The sequence below is a fragment of the Streptococcus sp. HMSC064H09 genome, from assembly GCF_001812625.1.
GTDB lineage: Bacteria > Bacillota > Bacilli > Lactobacillales > Streptococcaceae > Streptococcus.
The window spans coordinates 15,627-36,144 of sequence record NZ_KV809606.1 but is presented as its reverse complement, the minus strand read 5'-3'; the positions used below and the strand labels follow the sequence as shown (position 1 = coordinate 36,144).

The 20,518-nt window shown below is 39.8% G+C and carries 20 protein-coding genes and 1 riboswitch; of the genes, 9 read left to right on the top strand and 11 right to left on the bottom strand.

Annotated features, from left to right (window positions below):
- From HMPREF2867_RS08380 to HMPREF2867_RS08365, 4 genes are all read right to left on the bottom strand, one after another.
- The coding region (locus tag HMPREF2867_RS08380; protein WP_141751011.1) for a transposase family protein at nucleotides 1–247 on the bottom strand (247 nt) is incomplete at its 3' end.
- Nucleotides 248–290: 43 nt separating this feature from the next.
- Complete coding sequence (locus HMPREF2867_RS08375) at nucleotides 291–1,061, bottom strand: hypothetical protein (protein WP_225791426.1); 771 nt, start codon at nucleotides 1,059–1,061, stop codon at nucleotides 291–293.
- Nucleotides 1,030–1,758 (bottom strand): hypothetical protein, encoded by a 729-nt coding sequence (locus tag HMPREF2867_RS08370; RefSeq protein WP_070577060.1) that lies wholly within the window; start codon nucleotides 1,756–1,758, stop codon nucleotides 1,030–1,032. Before HMPREF2867_RS08370 ends, HMPREF2867_RS08375 begins: the two co-directional genes overlap by 32 nt.
- Nucleotides 1,727–2,422 (bottom strand): hypothetical protein, encoded by a 696-nt coding sequence (locus tag HMPREF2867_RS08365; RefSeq protein ID WP_225791462.1) that lies wholly within the window; start codon nucleotides 2,420–2,422, stop codon nucleotides 1,727–1,729. The genes HMPREF2867_RS08370 and HMPREF2867_RS08365 overlap by 32 nt, the downstream gene beginning before the upstream one ends.
- Before the next feature lie 142 nt (nucleotides 2,423–2,564).
- On the opposite strand from HMPREF2867_RS08365, the gene murF reads away from it, so the two are divergent.
- Both murF and HMPREF2867_RS08355 read left to right on the top strand, forming a co-directional pair.
- Complete coding sequence (murF, locus tag HMPREF2867_RS08360) at nucleotides 2,565–3,938, top strand: UDP-N-acetylmuramoyl-tripeptide--D-alanyl-D-alanine ligase (protein WP_070577058.1); 1,374 nt, start codon at nucleotides 2,565–2,567, stop codon at nucleotides 3,936–3,938.
- 89 nt (nucleotides 3,939–4,027) lie between these two features.
- The gene (locus HMPREF2867_RS08355) at nucleotides 4,028–4,693 is read left to right on the top strand and encodes a YwaF family protein (protein WP_070577056.1); all 666 of its coding nucleotides are present in this window, start codon (nucleotides 4,028–4,030) and stop codon (nucleotides 4,691–4,693) included.
- A 62-nt stretch (nucleotides 4,694–4,755) separates the two neighbouring features.
- Here HMPREF2867_RS08355 and HMPREF2867_RS08350 read toward each other — a convergent pair whose 3' ends face one another.
- On the bottom strand, nucleotides 4,756–5,754 hold the full coding sequence (locus HMPREF2867_RS08350) for a hypothetical protein (protein ID WP_070577054.1): 999 nt from the start codon (nucleotides 5,752–5,754) through the stop codon (nucleotides 4,756–4,758).
- A gap of 318 nt (nucleotides 5,755–6,072) precedes the next feature.
- On the opposite strand from HMPREF2867_RS08350, the gene HMPREF2867_RS08345 reads away from it, so the two are divergent.
- Nucleotides 6,073–7,617, top strand: coding sequence for a peptide chain release factor 3 (locus HMPREF2867_RS08345; RefSeq protein WP_002884210.1), 1,545 nt, complete (start codon nucleotides 6,073–6,075; stop codon nucleotides 7,615–7,617).
- A 469-nt stretch (nucleotides 7,618–8,086) separates the two neighbouring features.
- Here HMPREF2867_RS08345 and HMPREF2867_RS08340 read toward each other — a convergent pair whose 3' ends face one another.
- The 3 genes from HMPREF2867_RS08340 to thiT all read right to left on the bottom strand — a co-directional run bounded on the left by HMPREF2867_RS08340 (nucleotide 8,087) and on the right by thiT (nucleotide 10,988).
- Nucleotides 8,087–9,265 (bottom strand): ryptide export MFS transporter, encoded by a 1,179-nt coding sequence (locus tag HMPREF2867_RS08340; RefSeq protein WP_070577052.1) that lies wholly within the window; start codon nucleotides 9,263–9,265, stop codon nucleotides 8,087–8,089.
- Between the two features lie 116 nt (nucleotides 9,266–9,381).
- Nucleotides 9,382–10,245: a helix-turn-helix domain-containing protein gene (locus HMPREF2867_RS08335; RefSeq protein ID WP_070577050.1), complete on the bottom strand. Its 864-nt coding sequence runs from the start codon at nucleotides 10,243–10,245 to the stop codon at nucleotides 9,382–9,384.
- 167 nt (nucleotides 10,246–10,412) lie between these two features.
- Nucleotides 10,413–10,988: an energy-coupled thiamine transporter ThiT gene (gene thiT / locus HMPREF2867_RS08330; protein WP_070577048.1), complete on the bottom strand. Its 576-nt coding sequence runs from the start codon at nucleotides 10,986–10,988 to the stop codon at nucleotides 10,413–10,415.
- 79 nt (nucleotides 10,989–11,067) lie between these two features.
- Nucleotides 11,068–11,187: riboswitch (TPP riboswitch) on the bottom strand.
- 103 nt (nucleotides 11,188–11,290) lie between these two features.
- On the opposite strand from thiT, the gene HMPREF2867_RS08325 reads away from it, so the two are divergent.
- From HMPREF2867_RS08325 to HMPREF2867_RS08315, 3 genes are all read left to right on the top strand, one after another.
- On the top strand, nucleotides 11,291–11,671 hold the full coding sequence (locus HMPREF2867_RS08325) for a PH domain-containing protein (protein WP_002891573.1): 381 nt from the start codon (nucleotides 11,291–11,293) through the stop codon (nucleotides 11,669–11,671).
- A 12-nt stretch (nucleotides 11,672–11,683) separates the two neighbouring features.
- Nucleotides 11,684–12,589 carry a magnesium transporter CorA family protein gene (locus HMPREF2867_RS08320; RefSeq protein ID WP_070577045.1) on the top strand — a complete coding sequence of 302 codons (906 nt, stop codon included), beginning with the start codon at nucleotides 11,684–11,686 and terminating at the stop codon, nucleotides 12,587–12,589.
- Between the two features lie 194 nt (nucleotides 12,590–12,783).
- The gene (locus HMPREF2867_RS08315; protein WP_008535313.1) at nucleotides 12,784–14,370 is read left to right on the top strand and encodes a degradosome RNA helicase CshA; all 1,587 of its coding nucleotides are present in this window, start codon (nucleotides 12,784–12,786) and stop codon (nucleotides 14,368–14,370) included.
- 201 nt (nucleotides 14,371–14,571) lie between these two features.
- On the opposite strand, the gene HMPREF2867_RS08310 is transcribed toward HMPREF2867_RS08315, so the two are convergent.
- The 3 genes from HMPREF2867_RS08310 to HMPREF2867_RS08300 are packed head-to-tail and all read right to left on the bottom strand — an operon-like array spanning nucleotide 14,572 to nucleotide 16,594.
- A complete protein-coding gene (locus HMPREF2867_RS08310; protein ID WP_037602798.1) occupies nucleotides 14,572–14,841 on the bottom strand; it encodes a GIY-YIG nuclease family protein in 270 nt (89 codons plus the stop codon).
- Nucleotides 14,842–14,844: 3 nt separating this feature from the next.
- The gene (locus tag HMPREF2867_RS08305; RefSeq protein ID WP_037602802.1) at nucleotides 14,845–15,609 is read right to left on the bottom strand and encodes a tRNA1(Val) (adenine(37)-N6)-methyltransferase; all 765 of its coding nucleotides are present in this window, start codon (nucleotides 15,607–15,609) and stop codon (nucleotides 14,845–14,847) included.
- 49 nt (nucleotides 15,610–15,658) lie between these two features.
- On the bottom strand, nucleotides 15,659–16,594 hold the full coding sequence (locus tag HMPREF2867_RS08300) for a polysaccharide deacetylase family protein (protein WP_176744110.1): 936 nt from the start codon (nucleotides 16,592–16,594) through the stop codon (nucleotides 15,659–15,661).
- Between the two features lie 129 nt (nucleotides 16,595–16,723).
- Here HMPREF2867_RS08300 and HMPREF2867_RS08295 point away from each other — a divergent pair, with 129 nt between their 5' ends.
- From HMPREF2867_RS08295 to HMPREF2867_RS08285, 3 genes are all read left to right on the top strand, one after another.
- On the top strand, nucleotides 16,724–17,479 hold the full coding sequence (locus tag HMPREF2867_RS08295; protein ID WP_013991035.1) for a lysophospholipid acyltransferase family protein: 756 nt from the start codon (nucleotides 16,724–16,726) through the stop codon (nucleotides 17,477–17,479).
- A gap of 108 nt (nucleotides 17,480–17,587) precedes the next feature.
- Entirely contained in the window at nucleotides 17,588–18,283 is a 696-nt protein-coding gene (locus tag HMPREF2867_RS08290; RefSeq protein WP_070577041.1) for a helix-hairpin-helix domain-containing protein, read from the top strand.
- On the top strand, nucleotides 18,273–20,513 hold the full coding sequence (locus HMPREF2867_RS08285; protein ID WP_070577039.1) for a DNA internalization-related competence protein ComEC/Rec2: 2,241 nt from the start codon (nucleotides 18,273–18,275) through the stop codon (nucleotides 20,511–20,513). The genes HMPREF2867_RS08290 and HMPREF2867_RS08285 overlap by 11 nt, the downstream gene beginning before the upstream one ends.
- Nucleotides 20,514–20,518: the final 5 nt, after the last annotated feature.

Sequence of the window (20,518 nt, the reverse complement as noted above, 5' to 3'; positions counted from 1 at the left end):
TACACTGGAAACGACGTTTTTTCAGACGTAGTAGTGTTGGAGTTCCAGCTTGCTCAAGAAGAGGGATTTTAGAAGGCTTTTGAAAGTCGTACTTGATCATCTTTCCATGGCAATGAGGACATGATGGTGCAGGGGAATCGAGTTTTGCTTGAATCTCGATATGAGTATCAGTTTCAAAAACAAGTGAAATATTGATATTTTGGTCTTTAATTCCGATTAATTCTGTGGTATTCTTAATAAGTCTCATAAGTTCTTCCTAATGATGGTTTGGTTGCTTTTCATTATAGTTCTTATGGGACTTTTTGTCTGCATTCAAAAAGCTCTATAATCTCTACAGTAGTTTTACCCACTACAGAAATTATAGAGCCTTTTTTTCTCACCTTTTTACTTTTTATGTTTCTCCACCCAATGACAATAATTGACAAGAAAGCGGTTCCCACCATTCCCCAAAAAAGAAAAGAGTCAATATAATCAAAAAAAGTTTTGCGTTCACCATAGACCGAGGTAGAGCCATCTTTCCAAGTAATGGTTTTGTCCCTATCATCAATCCTTTTGTAGGACTCATCATTATAAGTCAAATAATGATCCTTCCGTACATACATATTCAAATAGTTATAGCCGTGCTTTGTGGGAAGGTCTGAAAACAGACTTTCCTTGGCGTAAACTTCAATGTAGATGGTTCCATCTTTAAGACCTTTAATTTTCTGAGTTCGAGCATTTTTGATAAGGAGTTTTCCATCTTGTACAATCTCCCAATCGTACTTACGACTTCTTCCTCCTTCGTTATAGGAAATAGCAAGCTTGTGGTTTTCAGACTGCCATAGCCCGTAGATACTATTTTCACTGATACCATCATAAAAGAATCTAATATAGATGTTGACTATAGGTACCATGATTAGAAAACAAATACTCAAAATCTTGACTAAACGGCCTTCGAATTTACCCCAATGTGCTCGCCATCCAGTTTTGTACTTTTGTGTTCTTCGATATTCATTTTGTGAATGGTCACTTATATTAATTTTCTGTCGGTCAGCGTATTTTCTCTTTAGTAGATGCCTCATTTAGCCTATTTTTCCTTTTTAGATTTCTTTTTATTCTCCAATCGACAAAAATGGCATACAAAATCATAGAACCAATAATTCCAAAAAAGATATAAGGTTCCAGACGATCAAACAAGGTTATTCGTTGACCATAAGGAGATTTTGAACCATCTTTCCAGGTAATGCTCTTGTTTTCATCATCAATCCGTTTGTAAGATTCACCATTATAGGTCAGGTAATTGTCTTTACGAACGTACATATTCAAATAGTTGAGGCCGTTTTTAGCGGGGAGGTCTGAAAGTAGGCGTTCCTCAGCGTAAACTTCAATGTAGAGGGTACCATCCTCGAAGTGTTTAATATCATCGATGCGTGCATTTTTGATGAGGACATTTCCATCCTGAACAATCTCCCAATTGCGCTTACCTGACTTGTAACCTCCTTCGTAGGATATGGCAAGCTGATGGCTTTCAGATTGCCAAAGACCATAGATACTGTCTTTATATACGTTATGATCAAAGAAAATAACATAGATAATGAATATAGGTAAGATGATTAGGAAACCTATCCCCAAAATGTTAGCTAAACGGTCTGTAAATTTATCCCAGCGTGCTCGCCATCCCGTTTTACATTTTTGTTCTTTTCGATATGCTTTTCGTGACTGATACTTTCGATTGAGTTTCTTTCGGTCAGCGTATTTTCTGTTTGTTTGGTGTCTCATTGAGTTTTTCTCTCCTCTTTTGCCGAGCCTCTATAATGATAAGAAATGAGCAAATCCCCATAAGTATCAAATAGAAGGCTTCAAAAACCTCATCTATAGTGGTTTTCCGTTCACCATAAGGGCTGGTAGAACCATCTTTCCAAGTAATAGTCTTGTTTCCAGAATTGATACGCTTGTAGGACTCACCGTCATAGGTAAGATAATTATTTTTGCGAAGATAGAAATCCATATAGCTGAAGCCGTCCTTGGTGGGGAGGTCTGTCAGGTAGCCTTCCACAGTGTAGAGCTCCATGTGAAGAGTCCCGTCATTAAGCCGCTTGACCGGGCGAGTTCTAGCAGCATAGATAATATACTTACCATCCTGTACGACTTGCCAGTCGATATTTCCTCGCTTGCGAATATGCTTATAGGAAATCGCTAACTTATGATGATCAGATTGCCAGAGACCATAAATGTTATCTTTGTTGACGGTATAATGATCGTAATAATAAAAACCACCATACAGCAGTGCAAGCAGCACTAAGATAATCAATTCAGATGTTGGCTCTAGTGGGATGATCTTTCTCCAATCAAACCGCCATCCTTTAGGTTCTTCAATACTTTGGCAGTCGCTATTTATATTTTCCTCTCCTTTAGAGAGGTTGATTAATTTTTTCTTTGTCATACCTAATCCTTTCATCAACCATTGTAACAAATTCATCTCCCAAGCAAAAGCTAGCCTGATTTGTGATATAATTGGGAGTGATTGCGGGCAAGAAAATCTTATTTCTTGCCAGACTTGTAAAAATAAAACAGAGGATTTTAAGATGAAACTGACACTCCATGAAATTGCCAAGGTTGTTGGCGCTAAAAATGATGTCACAGCCTATGAAGATGTTGCCATTAACCAGATTGAGTTTGATAGCCGTAAGATTACAGCGGGCGACCTCTTTTTGCCGCTCAAAGGTGCGCGTGATGGACATGATTTTATCCAAACAGCCTTTGACAATGGTGCTCTAGCGACATTCACAGAAAAAGAATTATCGGCTGATCAAGCTCACATTCTAGTCGATGATGCTCTTGAAGCCTTCCAAAAACTAGCTGCCTACTATCTTGAAAAGACCGGTGTTGACGTTATTGCGGTGACTGGTTCTAACGGTAAGACAACGACCAAGGACATGATTCATGATATCTTGGCCACAACCTATCGTACTTACAAAACCCAAGGTAATTACAACAATGAGATTGGTCTTCCTTATACAGCCCTCCACATGCCTGATGATACGGAGAAAATCGTCCTTGAGATGGGGCAAGACCACATGGGAGACATTCACCTCTTGTCAACCTTGGCGAAGCCAAAAACAGCTGTTGTTACCTTAATCGGAGAGGCTCACTTGGAATTCTTCGGTAGTCGTGACAAGATTGCTCAAGGTAAAATGCAAATGCAAGACGGTATGCCTGATGCTAGTCTCTTGCTTGTACCTAGTGATCCTATCGTCGATTCATTCTTGCCAAGCAATCTTGAAGTTGTACGCTTTGGGGATGGTGCGGAGCTTACGGTCTCTGAGTTAACAGAATTCAAGGATCACCTCACCTTCTCAACGAATTTCCTAGACGGACAAGTTACCTTGCCAGTTACTGGAAAATATAATGCCACAAATGCCATGGTTGCTGCCTATGTCGCAAAACACTTGGGTGTAACTGAGGAAAATATCCTCTCAGCTCTTGCTAACTTGCAGCTTACAAAGAACCGTACTGAATGGAAAAAAGCAGCTAACGGTGCCGACATCCTTTCAGATGTCTACAATGCCAATCCAACAGCCATGAAGCTCATTTTGGAGACCTTCTCAGCCATTCCTAAGAATGAAGGAGGTAAGAAAATCGCTGTCTTAGCCGATATGAAAGAACTCGGTGAACAGTCCGTGCAACTTCACACACAGATGATTCTAAGCCTGACACCAGATGCTATTGATACGGTGATTTTCTACGGTGAGGATATTGCAGAATTGTCGCAACTTGCTAGCCAAATGTTTCCACTTGGTCATGTTTATTATTTCAAGAAAACAGCTGACGAAGACCAATTTGACGCTATGGTCAAACAAATCAAAGAAAGCCTAGGCGAGCACGATCAAATCTTGCTCAAGGGCTCTAACTCTATGAACCTAGCTAAGGTCGTGGAAGAATTACAAGCTAAGAATTAAGTTCTCTAACCTGCTCTCTAAAGCAGGTTTTTGCTTTACCCTGAAATTTGATATAATAGCAGGCATAGTAATTTCAGCAGGAGAAGAGAATGAAGAATTTTTTGACAACCACCCAAACTCATCCACCTCAGATACCTTTGCCCTATTATTTGCTCATGCTTTTGGCGATGCTACTTCTGAGTTACTTGAGTTGGCGTTGGTATAAGAATAAGATATGGCGTTGGACCTTTCTCACTATCCAAGCCATTCAACTCTTTGCCCTCTATACTTGGTACCTCTGGCAGGGCTTTCCACTTTACATTAGTCTGCCCCTTTACCATTGCCGCATGGCCATGTTTGCTGTTCTCCTCCTGAAAAATAGTAGAATAAAGAGCTATTTCGCTATTATGGGAGTCATCGGGACCTACTGTGCATTGATTTATCCAGTATTTGATCCCTATGAGTTTCCACATATCACAGGCTTTTCTTTCCTAATTGGCCACTATGCCCTACTGGTCAATAGCCTCAATGTCATCTTTAATAGTTATAAAACTCATCCCATCAGCAAGCGGCTGATTGTGGTGGCTACCTTATTACTAAATCTAGCTTTGGTAATAGTTAATCAGACCATCGGTGGAAACTATGGCATGCTTAAACACACACCATTTATTATGGGAACTCCCTTACTTGTCAAATACCTTGCTGTTTCAGGAGCTCTGATTATTCTCATGATCATCATGAAAAAAGGTCTGGAGCATTTTGAAAGGAAATATTAAATAAATGAAGAAACACGCTATCAGAAAGTTGATAGCGTGCTTTTATCTTTTCTAAACCAGACTTAGTTGTTTTTCTTTAGTTTATAAATATCATTTTTCTGGTAGTAGGTGATATCAGTATTTTTAAGCAGTTTTTGATATTTTGGATTATTTAAATCTTTAAGAGTAAAAATTTTGTCTTTCTTTAGATTTTTCTTCTCTGAGATGAAATTAGGGCCATAAGATGACATTCTATATAGTTCAACCCCTTTATCATATTTGTCTTCTGGATCGATAGGGTCTTTTGCAGATAAATTGATATCATAGGTTGCTTCGTATTTACCATTGATAAGTACTTTAACTTCAAAACGGTTAGACGAATCTGGAGATTCAAAATAGTATTTATTTTGATAAACGTCAGTAAATTTAATGCTCTCAACATTTTCATAGTTGTCTATAATATCAAGGGCAATCACCTGTTCAACATGTTTGGCGTGTTCTAAAATCTGCTCGTTCCAGTAAATGTGTTTAAAGCCGTCTCTGTTGATAGAGACCTTACGACCGTATACAGTTGGGTTATGTCGATAGCCATAAATAGTCAATGTTGGAAGAACGAGCAGGATTGCAATCGTGCTGTGTAGTATAATTTTGTTTATTTTGATTTTCTTGCTCAGATTAAGACATGACCAAATCCACATAACCCAAAATGGTGGGATGATTAGAGATAGGTAGTAATAGTAATCGTCTAAGGCAAACATAAAACCAAAGAGGTAGACTGCTAGAATTGGAGATAATAATAAGCAAAATATTTCTAGTGCAATCCAAACCGCTTTATGTCCTTTGCCTTTTGAAAAACTTTTACATAAGGCAAAAATATTTAATGTGTATATAATACTTGGAATCAGAAAAAGGGATATAGGAAACAAGCAACAGCTGATTATAGCTAGAACAGCAGAATATATCCAAATCTGATGCTTTTTCGTACCAAATGAAGGTAAGACAAGTGAAGGTAAAATCAGAAAGTAGGCATTAAAAATCATTCCCACAAGGGTTATAAAAACAAGTACTCCAACAAATTCCATAACAATCTCCCAATTATTTTATTTGTTTTATTCTAACACAAAACGCTTTCAGAATTGCTTTCACACTGTAATTTGGATATAATAAAAGAGCTGTGCCTGCGAGAATTATCGCAAGCCTCGACAACAAATGTAGCTTTCAAAAGACAGAAATTTTCTGAAAGAAGAGCTACAACGATCTTGCTTTTCGTTCTGGTAAAAAACCTATTGCCATTAGTAGCTCTGGGACATGGGATTTTTGAGATTTACAAAGAAGCTGCTGACATCCATACCACTAAGGAAAAGTAACAAAAAGATAATTTTTAAAGAAGAAAGAAAACTATGAGCATTCAAGACGAAATCAAAAAACGCCGTACTTTTGCCATCATCTCTCACCCCGATGCCGGTAAAACAACAATCACTGAACAATTGCTTTACTTTGGGGGTGAAATCCGTGAAGCTGGTACCGTAAAAGGTAAGAAAACCGGAAATTTTGCCAAATCAGACTGGATGGATATTGAGAAACAACGTGGTATCTCAGTAACCTCATCTGTGATGCAGTTTGACTATGCGGGTAAACGTGTCAATATCCTTGATACCCCAGGGCACGAGGACTTCTCAGAAGATACCTACCGTACCCTTATGGCGGTTGATGCTGCCGTCATGGTTGTTGACTCAGCCAAAGGTATCGAGGCCCAAACCAAAAAACTTTTCGAAGTTGTCAAACACCGTGGGATTCCTGTCTTCACCTTCATGAACAAATTGGACCGTGATGGACGTGAGCCACTTGACCTCTTGGAAGAGTTGGAAGAAGTGCTTGGTATTGCCAGTTACCCAATGAACTGGCCTATCGGTATGGGTAAAGCTTTCGAAGGACTTTACGACCTTTATAACGAACGCTTGGAGCTTTACAAAGGTGATGAGCGCTTTGCCAAGATTGAAGATGGGGATACTCTTTTTGCCAACAACCCATTCTATGAGCAAGCTAAAGAAGATATTGAACTCTTGACAGAAGCGGGTAATGAATTCTCAGAAGAAGCTATTTTAGCTGGTGAATTGACACCGGTCTTCTTCGGTTCTGCCCTTACTAACTTTGGGGTTCAAACCTTCCTCGATACCTTCCTCAAATTTGCACCAGAACCACATGGTCACAAGACAGTGGATGGTGACGAGATTGATCCTCTCAACAAGGATTTCTCTGGTTTTGTTTTCAAAATCCAAGCCAATATGGACCCACGTCACCGTGACCGTATTGCCTTTGTTCGTATCGTTTCTGGTGAATTTGAGCGTGGTATGAGTGTTAATCTAACCCGCACAGGTAAAGGAGCTAAGCTCTCTAACGTCACTCAGTTCATGGCCGAATCTCGTGAAAATGTCGAAAATGCCGTTGCTGGAGATATTATCGGGGTTTACGATACAGGAACTTACCAAGTTGGTGATACCCTTACTGTAGGTAAAAACAAATTTGAATTTGAGCCACTACCAACCTTTACGCCTGAGTTGTTCATGAAAGTTTCTGCTAAAAACGTCATGAAACAGAAGTCCTTCCACAAAGGAATCGAACAATTGGTGCAAGAAGGAGCCATCCAGCTCTACACCAACTACCAAACAGGCGAATACATGCTTGGTGCCGTTGGTCAACTTCAGTTTGAAGTCTTCAAACACCGTATGGAAAATGAATACAATGCCGAAGTCGTTATGACACCAATGGGTAAAAAGACTGTGCGTTGGATTCAACCTGAGGACCTCGATGAACGCATGTCATCAAGCCGAAATATCTTGGCCAAAGACCGCTTTGACCAACCAGTCTTCCTCTTTGAAAATGACTTTGCCCTTCGTTGGTTTGCGGATAAATATCCAGATGTAACATTGGAAGAGAAGATGTAATACGGCACAAAAGATGACGATTTTAAATCGTTCATCTTTTGACGCTAGCCCCTATCTTGTGTCTAGCTAGCCGTCTCACTAACTACGTCAGACGAATAATATCGATTCGTCTGACTTCGTGTCGTAAAATCTTAATAATGATATCTACACTACATACTATGAGACCGTGGCTAAGTTCCTCACTAACTCGAAAACGGAAAAATATCGTTTCCGTTTTCTCATGTCGTAATATTATGTATAGTTTATGTAAATCGTTCATCTTTTGACGCTAACCTCTATCTTGTGTCTAGCTAGCCGTCTCACTAACTACGTCAGACGAATAATATCGATTCGTCTGACTTCGTGTCGTAATATCTTAATAATGATATCTACGCTACGTCTCTAAAACAACACAAAATATAGGACTATCTAATCAGATAGTCCTATATTTTTTATAAACCTAATAGTTATCAAGTATACCTATGATTAATTACTTTAGATAATTACGATTATGATAAATCAAGCCAGCTTCTAAAAGTATGCAAATTGTTGATAGCCAGAAACTTGTTATAATTCCAAATTTTTCAGTTATAGAACTCATCAGAAAGACGAAAACTGAAAAAGCAAGGGTTGAAATGACTTCAAATACAGAATAAACATGTACTAACTGATTTTCATCCACAGTTTCTTGAAGAAAGACACTTTCAGGGACTTCTTTTAACTGAGAAAAGAAGCCGATTAAACTTGAGAAAAATAAAAATGTTTGTGTGTTTGAGAAAAAGAGGATACTGGCTGTGATGGTCGCCATTGCTAAGAGTGGAAAGAGAATACTTTTCCACTTATGAGCTAAAAACTTTTCGGATAGTTTGTAGACAATTATTCCACCTAAAATGATACCAAGGGAATAGGTTGTATTTGAGTAGCCCCAGTAACTTTCAGTTTGTTTTAACACCTCGGTTACAAAAACAAGGATTACAGATGACACCCAGATTGTATTGGAGAAGTCCTCTAATAAATTTGCTTGGACAAATAACTTTAATTTAGGATTTTTTGCAACTAACTTCCATCCTTTTACTAGAGTATCCAGATTAGTCTCCGACTCTAACTGCTCTATTTTAGCCTGAGGGAGAAAGAGCATCACAGAAGTAGAAAGAAGATAAAGAAATAGGACTATCAACATTGTAGAAAATAGGCCAACCGAAGCGTAAAGGAGTCCTCCCAGTCCCCAACCAATCAATTGCACTCCCTCACCACTTATTGATAAGGCAGCATTTGCCTTTCCCAAATTTGTGGCATATCTAGGAATCATGGCATAAGATACGGGCGACGCAAAGCCATCTAAGATAGAAATAGCGACAACAAAGATATACATTTCTAAGGCTGGAACAAATTGAGCCTTAATGAGCATTACAAGGAGTATTGCTAATAAAAAAGTCTTTCCACATTGAGTGAATGAAAGAACTCTATTTAGAGCTAGTTTTTTAGTCACCAATGGCACTAGAAGACTTGCCACGAAAGCTGATAATCCGATTAGAATCGGAACCATTGAGGTCGCAATAACGGATTTTGTAATGACGTAGATGTTTGCGATGAGAGATACCCTGAGGAAAATGTCAGCTAAATTAGCAAATAATTGAGAGAGAAGTAATTTCAGAAAGGATTTAGACATATCGTTTCTCCATATCGGTTACCAAATCAGGAAATGAAATTGGATTCACATATTTTTTAAACAAAATAATTTTACAAGAATAATAATCTTATTTAATAAATTCCCATATATGCTTTCTAACTATTTTCCTCTATCAATTTTTTTAAATGTGCTTCATAAGTCTTTGCAATATGCTCGCTCCCTGCCAATTTCATGGCCCCAATATATTTTTTCATTTCGATAATGGACTGATTATTTCCTTCTTTTTTATATTGATAATAATTTTGTGCATATTGAAAAACCAATCGTTCATAAATTTCAGTCTCGATAAAAAAGCATTGGTTTAATTGTTTTTCAAAATACAGTGCATCAATGAGTTCTTCTCTTTCTATGCATGTAATATAAACATTTAATAACATGGTTGATATCATGCGTCGATTATTAGGAATCTCTTTGTAAAAATCAGACCTTCTAGACATCTCCTTTGCCAAAACCATAAGAGTCTCATGGTTCAACACATCTAAGGTATTTGCAAAAATCAATAATTCATAATAACCCCAGTACTCAATACTAAATAGATAATCGGTTAAATCGGTTAGGTCTTGCTGTGTATAATAGCTTTCTCCCGATAAATCCTGCAAGCGAATTTTTAATAAAATAGTATTAATGTGATGAAACTTCTCTCGTTTAGGTTCTGATTCTAATTGAGAATTAAGTAACTTCTTTAATCCATCGATATCATGAGTTGATACAAAAAGTCGAATTTTTGACAATAGCTCATTCAGATCATCACGATGAAAATCATGGACAGCATACATGAATTCGTCAATAGGCATATTAATCTCGTCTAATATTAACATAAACTTTGTAATGGTTAAGTCTGTCTGTCCTTTTTCAAAACGAGACAGTTGAGATGTCGAGATACCAGCTTTTGCGACATCTTTTAATCGTATCCCTCTTGATTTACGAAATTTTTTAAAAATTGCTCCAAATTTTTTCATGGAAGCCTCCAGTTTGCATATATGGGAATATATATTTTTTTGTATCTTAACATAAAATACAGGAAAACAAAAGTGAGGTTATTACTGTGAATAGGCAATGATTGCTGTTTTTTATAAACACACAAAAAACCATAGGACTGCCAATTAAGACTGTCCTATGGTTTCTTTTATTTTTCCGTATTGAGTAATCTGCCTAGGAATCGTTGTAGGGCGAAGAAAACAATAAGGCTGGCCAATGTTTCTCCTAGGAAAGATGAGCTATTGACAATGAGTGAATAGAGATAAGGGCTTTGTCCCTTAGGGGCATAGCTTCCCCAAAAGATGACACCGGCTATAAAGTGAATGAGGTAACGAGCAAAGCTACCAAGCAGAATACCTCCAGTGATAAGCATCAGAGACTTGACTTTATTGTCTTGTTTAATGGCTTTATCAAGGGCTGGTTTGACCACACCACTGATACCAATCAGACTAAAGGCGACAAAGTACTCCAGAAAACCTTGTGTCAAGGTCAGCCAACCACCGGCGGCTTGCCCTGTAACAACTTGAAGTAGCCCCCAGATAAGACCGCCCATAGCACCAGCTTTTAAGCCCCAGCGAAAACTGAGGAGAAAGATAGGCACCATCTTAAAGGAAAGGGAAATCCAAGGGCCTAGTGACATGGGCTGAGTAACTAGGTCCAGGATATAAGCAATGGTTGCAAAGAGTGCAACCTCAATCATTGGTCGAATACTTGTTTTCGACATAAAAAACCTCCTATACCAATCGTCTTGATTGGCTATTTTTGCCACATCAAAACGTTGTCATAGAAGTTCTTCTATTTCAATCTATTTTGAGACACATCCCTACGCAGGTTCTAACCTGATCAGGTGGTAAGAGTTTAGGCAGTCTTGAAGAAAAAATTCAAGCTAGCCATTCTCAGCAATTGCTCCTCTTGTGACTCCTTAATTGTACTACCAGAAACCCATTTCTGCAAGTGTCTGAAATCCTAAAATTGTGGTATAGTTAAAGCAAGGATTATCTTTACAATAAAAAAGGAGAAATAACTATGGGACTTTTTTCAGGACTGCTTGGCAATGCATCTAAAAAAGATAATGATAAGGTTGAGCGCCAATTGGAGGGCATCTTAATTCCAGGTGAACAGGTGGAGTTAGCCTATGCCCTTGTTCGTGACTTGATTGTCTTTACAGAGAAGCGCTTGATTTTAGTCGATAAACAAGGTGTTACAGGGAAGAAGACTTCTTACAAGTCTATCCCTTATCACTCAATCTCTCGTTTCACTGTAGAGAGCTCGGGCCACTTTGACCTAGATGCTGAACTTAAGATTTGGATTTCATCAGCACTTGAGCCTGCAGAAGTGCTTCAATTTAAGAGTGATAATAATGTCTTTGAAATCCAACAAGCTTTGGCAGCAGCAGTGCTAGAGTAATGAGGAAGAAAAATGTTTATTGAAAAAGAACTGGGTTATAAGCGTCACTGGATTAATATTGACTCAGATATTATTTCTGAGCAATCCTATCTTTATACCAAGTATGATATTGACCAAGAAACCATAGAGTATGCCTTGGATAAAAATGAACGAGCTCACATGGACTACAACCGTGAGACTGGGACAATCACCTTTATCTATAACGTTCTGGCGCTTGAAAAGGACAAGGAATACTATGAAACCATTCCTCTGACCTTTATTGTTCAAGATACACGTTTGGTGACCATTAGTAACGAGGATAACGCTTATGTGATAAGCAAGATGCAAGATTATGTGGATAACCATGAGGATTTGTCTATCTACAAATTGCTCTTTGCAGGCCTTGAGATGATTTCAAATGCCTACTATCCCGTCATTGAACGCTTGGATCAGCAAAAAGATGAGGTTAGTCGACGCCTAAAACAGACAACGACGAGTAAGAATCTTTACGACCTTTCAGATTTGGAAACAGGCATGGTCTATTTGGTAGCTGCAGCCACACAAAACCGTCTTCTTTTGGAACACATCAAGGGGCACGCCATTTATCGTCGTCTCAATGAGGTCGAAAAAGAACAGTTTGATGATGCCATGATTGAAGCCAGGCAGTTGGTTGCCATGACGGATCTTATTTCTAAGGTCTTACAGCAACTATCAGGTTCTTATAACAATATCCTAAACAACAACCTGAACAACAACTTGAGCAATCTGACCATTATTGAGGTACTCTTGGGAGTTCTTGCCGTTATTACCGGTTTCTTTGGGATGAATGTTCCTCTACCGTTTATGACTGTCAGTCCAGCCTGGATTTTCATCATTATCGGTAGTGCGATTCTTTGTTTTGTCTTGGCCCGCTACTTGCGTTGGTTGGTCCATAAATAATAATTAGTGAGTGAAACCGTCTTCTCAAATTGGAGGCGGTTTTAAAACGTTATTCACTGTCTTTTTATTCTTAAATATGATAGACTAGATGAGTTGTTAAAATAAACGACTATTAAATACAGGTAGTTAACATACTACACAACCAAGTCTCATAAGGTGGCTTCGCACCGCCTTCAAATAGAAAGAAGAATACTTTGAAATTTACAGATTTAAACCTATCAGAAGACATCCAATCAGCTGTTGTTGCTGCTGGTTTTGAAAAGCCATCACCTATCCAAGAGTTGACGATTCCACTCGCTCTTGAAGGTAAGGATGTTATCGGTCAGGCCCAAACTGGTACTGGTAAAACAGCTGCCTTTGGTTTGCCGACCCTAGATAAAATTCGTACAGAAGAAAATACAATCCAAGCCCTTGTGATTGCCCCAACACGTGAGTTGGCAGTGCAATCTCAAGAAGAGCTTTTCCGTTTTGGTCGTGACAAAGGCGTTAAGGTTCGCTCAGTCTACGGTGGCTCTAGCATTGAGAAACAAATTAAGGCCCTCCGTTCAGGTGCCCACATTGTAGTAGGGACACCAGGTCGTCTCCTTGACCTTATCAAACGTAAGGCTCTTAAACTCAATAATATCGAGACTTTGATTTTGGATGAAGCGGATGAAATGCTTAACATGGGCTTCCTTGAAGACATTGAAGCTATCATTAGCCGAGTACCAGAAGAACGTCAAACCCTTCTCTTCTCAGCAACTATGCCTGATGCTATCAAACGTATTGGCGTTCAGTTCATGAAAGATCCTGAGCATGTGAAAATCAAGGCTAAAGAATTGACCAATGTTAACGTTGACCAATACTTTATCCGAGTGAAGGAACAAGAGAAGTTCGATACCATGACTCGTCTTATGGATGTTGACCAACCTGAATTGTCAATCGTCTTTGGACGTACCAAACGTCGTGTGGACGAGTTGACACGTGGTTTGAAACTTCGTGGTTTCCGTGCAGAAGGTATCCACGGTGACCTTGACCAAAACAAACGTCTTCGTGTTATCCGTGACTTCAAGAACGACCAAATCGATATTTTAGTTGCCACAGACGTTGCGGCGCGTGGTCTTGACATTTCAGGTGTCACTCACGTCTACAACTACGATATCCCACAAGACCCAGAAAGCTACGTTCACCGTATTGGACGTACAGGCCGTGCAGGCCAATCAGGTCAATCGATTACTTTCGTTGCTCCAAACGAAATGGGTTACTTGGGAATCATCGAAAACTTGACTAAGAAACGCATGAAAGGTCTTAAGCCACCAACAGCTCAAGAAGCCTTCCAGGCTAAGAAGAAAGTTGCCCTTAAGAAAATCGAACGTGACTTTGCGGATGAAGCTATCCGTTCTAACTTTGACAAGTTCAAGGGCGATGCGGTTAAATTGGCTCAAGAATTCACACCTGAAGAATTGGCCCTTTACATCTTGAGCTTGACCGTTCAAGACCCAGAGACAATGCCAGAAGTGGAAATCGCACGTGAAAAACCATTGCCATTCAAACCCTCAGGTGGTGGCTTTGGCGGTAAAGGCGGCAAAGGTGGCCGTGGCAACCGTGGTCGCGATAACAACCGTCGTGGTGGATACCGTGGCGACCGTAACCGCGATGACCGAGACGGTGGCCGTCGTGACTTCAAACGCAAGTCTAAGAAAAATAGCCGTGACTTCGAAAATCATGGCAATAAACGCCCACACCGTACCTCAAGCGAAAAGAAAAACGGCTTTGTTATCCGTAACAAGGGTGATAAATAAACAATGAAAACGCTCTATGAAATAGAGCTTTTTTTCATAAACCTATTTTTTGAGACTTCCCTTAGGTGAGTGCGGATGTCAGCGAACTTTTTCAAAGTTTCTAATTATAGTATTTTTTTATGAAAGCCCAAATATTATAAGAGTAAAATAGTTATTATGAGAAAGTAGAAGTAGTCTCAAGTAAAGTCAAAAAACACACGGTTATTTTTCCGTGTGTTCTTTGATATAGGCTAGTTTTTTCTCTCGGCTTTTTTTCTTAAAGAGTGCTTCTGCGCTCATGGCTTCAGGCTTGCTAGCGAAGGCTTCTGAGTAGAGGAGTTTAACTGGTAGGCGAGCTCTGGTATACTTAGCACCCCTGCCTGAGTTATGGGTTTTGAGGCGGCGTTCGACGTCTGTGGTGTAGCCTGTATAGAGGGTGCCATCAGCACACTCAACCACATACATGTAGGCCTTGCTATCCTTTTCTGTCATCGTTTAGGACTCACCTTTAGCCTTTTTTCCAAAGTAAATTTCAAAGATTTCGTCGGTATAGTCACCATTTTCCTTGTGCACAAAGAGAGGTGGAAGGATTTTCAAGCCATCTGTCGAGCCGTCTTTAATGGCTTCAATTAGGAGCATGTTAGCCTCACGTCCCATCTTAGGGTAGATAAACTGGATGCGTTTAGGTGCTAGATTGTACTGGCGCATGGTGTCAATGATATCCAAAAAGCGGTCAGGGCGATGTACCATAGCAATGCGTCCATTAGATTTTAGGGCATGACGAGCGACCTGGAAAATTTCTTCTAAATTGGTCGTAATTTCGTGACGGGCCAAGAGGTAGTGCTCTGACAGATTCTTCTTGGACGTTTCTGTCGCCTTAAAGTAGGGGGGGTTACAGAGGATAAGGTCCACCTGAGATCGTGGGGCATGGTCAAGCAAATTTTTTAGGTCGTCATTGACAACAGTCACTTGATTCTCTAGTTGATTAAGAGTTACGGAACGCTTGGCCATATCAGCCAGGCGTTCTTGCAACTCAACTAAGGTAATCGGTGCCTCAGTGCGTGTGCTGGCAAAGAGGCCGACGGCGCCATTTCCCGAACAGAGGTCGACGATTAATCCCTTCTTTGGAATTTTTGGAAACCGAGAGAGGAGGACACTGTCGATAGAATAGCTGAAGACCTCCTTATTTTGAATGATTTTCACATCTGTGGAGAAGAGCTGGTCAATGCGTTCTCCATCTTTTAAAATTGGATTTGTCATAGTTTTTATTGTAACAAAAAACAGCTCCCAAAGGAACTGTTGCGAGTGATTACTCTAGGACACCGAAGGTATATCCTTGATTTTTGAAATATTCGATAATTTGTGGAAGGGTCTGAACAGTGAGCTCCTTACCAGCTGTATCGTGCATTAGTACAACTTTAACAGTAGTTTCAGGGAAATATTTCTGTGAACCGTCCATATAAGCCATCATGCTTTCAGATGTGGTTGGACGAACAGAGAGTGGTTCTGCATCTCCGCAAAGCATGTTCCAGTCAATCCACTCGATACCTTCCTTGGCAAGAGCATGGTCAGTACTTTCTAGACCTTGCCATGACATATGACCACCAGGATAACGAAAAATTCTTGTCTTGAAGTCCTTGCCTAAGATAGCTTGGAAATTGGCATTGGTTTGGTTAACCTCAGAAACAATCTGACTTTGGTTAGGAACACGTCCTGGATAAAGCAGATTGAAATTATGGCTAAGACTGTGGTTGGCAATGGCATGTCCTTCAGTAATTTGGCGTTTGAGGATGTCCCCATTTTCAGGTGTGATGGTATAGCCGATGTGGAAGAAGGTTGCGTGAACGCCATACTCTTTCAGGATATCCATGACTTGTGGTGTCAAAGTGGGATCAATCCCATCATCAAAGGTTAAAAAGACTACCTTACCCTTAACATCATCTGATTTTCCTCGGATAGTGTTATTAACGGCAGTGACATCATAGGCGTAGTCAGACGCCTCAATGCTGTGGTTGCTTCCTTTTTTGAGTTGTGTTTTATCCTCTTTTTTAGCTTTTTCTGAAGATGAGCTTGTGCTATTAGCGACTTGTTCAGTCTTTTCAGCCTTGGCTACTTGTTCAGATTTCGTGTTATGGCGTTGGAATAGGACAAAGCCTAGGATAGCCAAAACAGCCAAGTTTGCAATAATAAGGCAAAGATTAAGTGCCTTTCTATTTTTCCCTATAATTTCAAAACTTTTTTTCATAGTTACATTATAGCTCAAACTATTAGAAAGTGCCACACCATTTTCAATAGTTTACAAAGAAATTCGATGAAAAAAGCGCTCCTTTTTTTGGTATAATAGAAAAAAACTTGTAGAAAAAGAGGTAAAAACGTGTTTTACGCTTATTTACGTGGGCTTGTTGTCTTCCTTCTATGGATTATCAATGGGAATGCCCATTACCACAATCGCGATAAATTATTGAACAAGGACGAAAACTATATCTTGGTTGCTCCGCACCGAACTTGGTGGGACCCTGTTTATATGGCTTTTTCAGCTCGTCCTAAGCAGTTTATTTTCATGGCTAAGAAAGAACTCTTCAAGAGTCGTATCTTTGGTTGGTGGATCCGTATGTGTGGAGCCTTCCCAATTGACCGTGAAAATCCTGGTCAAGAAGCTATCAAGTACCCTGTTAACATGCTTAAGAAGAGTAACCGTAGTTTGATTATGTTCCCAAGTGGTAGCCGCCATTCATCTGATGTTAAGGGTGGAGTTGCGGTTATCGCTAAGATGGCCAAGGTTAAGATTATGCCAGTTGTCTATCAAGGACCTCGTGAGCTCAAGGGGCTCTTGACGGGTGAACGTGTGGATATGAACTATGGTAATCCTATTGATATTTCAGATTTGAAGCGTTTGAATGACGAAAATATTCAAGAGGTTGCTCGTCGTATCCAGTCTGAATTTGATCGTCTTGATGAAGAAGCTTTGAGCTATCAAACAGGCAAAAAACCAAACCCATTGACTTATATTTACCGTGTACCTCTCGGTCTTGTGGCTATCATTGCAGTGCTTTTGACCATGGCTTTCTCATATGTAGCTAGCTTTGTTTGGAACCCTGAAAAACACCGTGCCAAAGAAACGCAGAAATAAGCTAATAACTCTGTCAGACATAGATCTGATGGAGTTTTTTTACTTTTTGATTTATTTTTCAAATTTTTTACGAATAAGAAAGAAAATATATCAATTAAGGAGAATAGCGTGAAGGAAAAGATTATAGCCTATGTCAAAGATAATCGTCTGTTTGTGAGTGTCATCGCTGTACTGATGGTGATTTTTTGCTTCTTTCTATGGATGACTTGTGGTGCGGGCAACAGTATGGAGGCGGAGACGTCTTATACAGATGTGACAGCTTTGTCAACCTCCTCATCCAAACAAAGCTCACAGTCTCTTTCTGAGGCGTCTTCCCAGTCAAAGACTGAAGGAAGTGAAAAGGATAAGTCAAAAGTAACAGTAGATGTTAAGGGGGCTGTGGCTAATCCGGGTGTTTATACCTTAAAAGCAAGCGCTAGGGTAACTGATGCCATCAAAGCCGCTGGGGGAATGACTGAGGATGCGGATGCTAAGAGTGTTAACTTAGCTGCAAGCCTGTCGGACGAAGAGGTTGTCTATGTGGCAACTAAGGATGAAAACCTTTCTGTTCTTGGTCAATCAGGAACTGGTCAGGTTTCTGACAAAGGAGGGCAAACTAGTGCTAAGGATGGCAAAATCAACTTAAACACAGCGACTTCAGAGGAATTGCAAACCATTTCTGGAATTGGAGCTAAGCGAGCAGAGGATATCATCGCCTATCGCGAAAGTCATGGTGGCTTTCAGTCCGTAGATGACCTGAAAAATGTTTCAGGAATTGGTGATAAAACGTTAGATAAAATCAGAGAGTCCATCTATGTGGCTTAAAAAAGCGCCAATCAATCTTTTTTCCTTGTCTCTTTTAATAGCTGCCCTTTATTTTACGATTTTTGTCACTAATGTTTACGCTATTGGTGCTTTTGTCTTTCTTATGGTCTGTTTTTTGAAGCATCATTGGAAGAATAAGGCAGCCCTAAAGTTGGTGGGACTTGTAGGTAGTTTCTTTTTGGTCTACTTTTTATTCTTGCACCACAGAGCTAGCGTACAAGATAAACAAGCCCCTGCTGAAATCAATCAGGTGACTCTGGTTGCTGATACGCTATCGGTTAATGGTGAGCAATTATCAGCTATCGGTAAGGCAAAGGGACAAACCTATCAGGTCTTTTACCGACTCAAATCTGAGAAGGAGCAGCATTTTTTCAAGACTACTAGTCAAACGCTAGTATTAAAAGGGAAAATTACGTTAACCCCAGCAACTGGTCAACGTAATTTTCAAGGGTTTAATTATCAGTCTTATCTAGCCAGTAAAGGTATTTATCGAATCGCTCAGATTGAGCGCTTGGACCAAGTGGTACCTCAAAAATCTCTATCTCCCCTAGCTTTTTTCCATCAACTGAGGAGGAGGGCTTTGGTTCATATCCAGACGCACTTTCCTAGTCCTATGAGACACTATATGACAGGCCTGCTCTTTGGATATTTGGATAAGGAGTTCGATGAGCAGAGCCAGCTTTACACAAGTTTAGGTATTATTCATCTATTCGCACTTTCGGGGATGCAAGTGGGCTTTTTTCTGGGATGGTTTCGCTACGGTCTCCTACGCTTAGGTCTTCCTAAAGATTATCTATTTATCGTCTTGCTGCCTTTTTCCTTATGTTATGGCCTAATGACAGGATGGACAGCTTCAGTCCTACGTTCCTTGGTTCAAAGTTTGCTGGCTGAGTTTGGTATTAAAAAACTGGACAATATGGGAATAACCTTGCTTCTATTGTTTCTCTTGTTACCTCATTTTCTCTTAACAGTGGGAGGTGTATTAAGTTGTTCCTATGCCTTCTTGTTGTGTTTGTTTGATTTTGAGGACTTGTCATCTTTAAAGAAATCAATCTATACGAGCTTGGTATTGAGTATTGGGATTTTGCCCTTTCTAACTTACTATTATGGAACCTTTCAACCAGTTAGTTTAATTCTAACAGCGATTTTTTCCATAGTATTTGATAGCTTTCTCTTGCCTGTATTGACAGTATTCTTTGCCCTCTCAGGACTGGTAATCTTTTCTCAAATCAACCCACTTTTTGAATGGATGGAGTCCTTTTTGACTTGGATACAATCCTGGATAGGTCAACCTTTGATTTTAGGGAAACCTAGTTTGTTTCAGTTTGGCTTGATGATAGCTGTATTGATTTTGCTCTTTGATTTTTGGAAAAAGCCTCAGTTTAGGATTTGCCTTTTGATGATTTTTGGACTTTTGATGGTCTGGGTCAAACATCCTTTAACCAATGAGGTGACTGTGGTTGACGTTGGTCAGGGAGATAGTATTTTTCTGAGGAGTATGAAAGGCGATACCATCCTAATTGATGTGGGTGGCAAGGTGACGTTTGGAACTAAGGAAAAATGGCAAGAGTCTAGCCAGACGAGCAATGCAGAGAAAACCTTGATTCCCTATCTACAGACTAGAGGAGTGTCTCAAATTGATTATCTGGTCCTGACGCATACGGACACAGACCATATTGGTGATTTGGAAGAAGTGGCCAAGTGTTTTAAGATTAAGGAAATCTGTGTCAGTCAGGGGGCTTTGACTAAGCCTAGCTTTGTTAAAAGACTTCGGACTATAAAATGCCCAGTTCACACTCTAAAGGCTGGCGACAAATTACCCATGATGGGAAGCAATCTACAGGTTCTTTATCCAAATAAAGTTGGTGATGGCGGTAACAATGATTCGATAGTTCTTTACGGAAAGCTATTAGGAAGCAGTTTTCTGTTTACCGGTGATTTGGAAAAAGAAGGAGAGGAGGAACTAATGGCCAGTTATCCAACTTTAAGGGCAAGCGTCCTAAAAGCTGGACACCACGGTTCAAAAGGTTCTTCGTCTGAAGCTTTTTTGGACCAGCTGCACCCCTCCCTTGCACTTGTTTCAGCTGGTGAGAACAATCGTTATAAACATCCAAATGATGAAACAATAGAACGTTTTAAGCAACGCCACATTAAAATTTTACGAACAGATAAAGACGGAGCCATCCGTTTTAAGGGCTGGTTTAAATGGTCAAGTGAAACTGTCCGATAATTGTT

Excerpts from the sequence above, each read along its gene's own strand:
- HMPREF2867_RS08285 (WP_070577039.1), top strand. The coding sequence starts at position 18,273 with ATGTGGCTTAAAAAAGCGCCAATCAATCTTTTTTCCTTGTCTCTTTTA.
- HMPREF2867_RS08340 (WP_070577052.1), bottom strand. The coding sequence starts at position 9,265 with ATGTCTAAATCCTTTCTGAAATTACTTCTCTCTCAATTATTTGCTAAT.
- HMPREF2867_RS08300 (WP_176744110.1), bottom strand. The coding sequence starts at position 16,594 with ATGAAAAAAAGTTTTGAAATTATAGGGAAAAATAGAAAGGCACTTAAT.
- HMPREF2867_RS08375 (WP_225791426.1), bottom strand. The coding sequence starts at position 1,061 with ATGAGGCATCTACTAAAGAGAAAATACGCTGACCGACAGAAAATTAAT.
- HMPREF2867_RS08305 (WP_037602802.1), bottom strand. The coding sequence starts at position 15,609 with ATGACAAATCCAATTTTAAAAGATGGAGAACGCATTGACCAGCTCTTC.
- HMPREF2867_RS08320 (WP_070577045.1), top strand. The coding sequence starts at position 11,684 with ATGTTTATTGAAAAAGAACTGGGTTATAAGCGTCACTGGATTAATATT.
- HMPREF2867_RS08335 (WP_070577050.1), bottom strand. The coding sequence starts at position 10,245 with ATGAAAAAATTTGGAGCAATTTTTAAAAAATTTCGTAAATCAAGAGGG.
- HMPREF2867_RS08345 (WP_002884210.1), top strand. The coding sequence starts at position 6,073 with ATGAGCATTCAAGACGAAATCAAAAAACGCCGTACTTTTGCCATCATC.
- HMPREF2867_RS08325 (WP_002891573.1), top strand. The coding sequence starts at position 11,291 with ATGGGACTTTTTTCAGGACTGCTTGGCAATGCATCTAAAAAAGATAAT.
- HMPREF2867_RS08365 (WP_225791462.1), bottom strand. The coding sequence starts at position 2,422 with ATGACAAAGAAAAAATTAATCAACCTCTCTAAAGGAGAGGAAAATATA.
- murF (WP_070577058.1), top strand. The coding sequence starts at position 2,565 with ATGAAACTGACACTCCATGAAATTGCCAAGGTTGTTGGCGCTAAAAAT.
- thiT (WP_070577048.1), bottom strand. The coding sequence starts at position 10,988 with ATGTCGAAAACAAGTATTCGACCAATGATTGAGGTTGCACTCTTTGCA.
- HMPREF2867_RS08370 (WP_070577060.1), bottom strand. The coding sequence starts at position 1,758 with ATGAGACACCAAACAAACAGAAAATACGCTGACCGAAAGAAACTCAAT.
- HMPREF2867_RS08310 (WP_037602798.1), bottom strand. The coding sequence starts at position 14,841 with ATGACAGAAAAGGATAGCAAGGCCTACATGTATGTGGTTGAGTGTGCT.
- HMPREF2867_RS08350 (WP_070577054.1), bottom strand. The coding sequence starts at position 5,754 with ATGGAATTTGTTGGAGTACTTGTTTTTATAACCCTTGTGGGAATGATT.
- HMPREF2867_RS08355 (WP_070577056.1), top strand. The coding sequence starts at position 4,028 with ATGAAGAATTTTTTGACAACCACCCAAACTCATCCACCTCAGATACCT.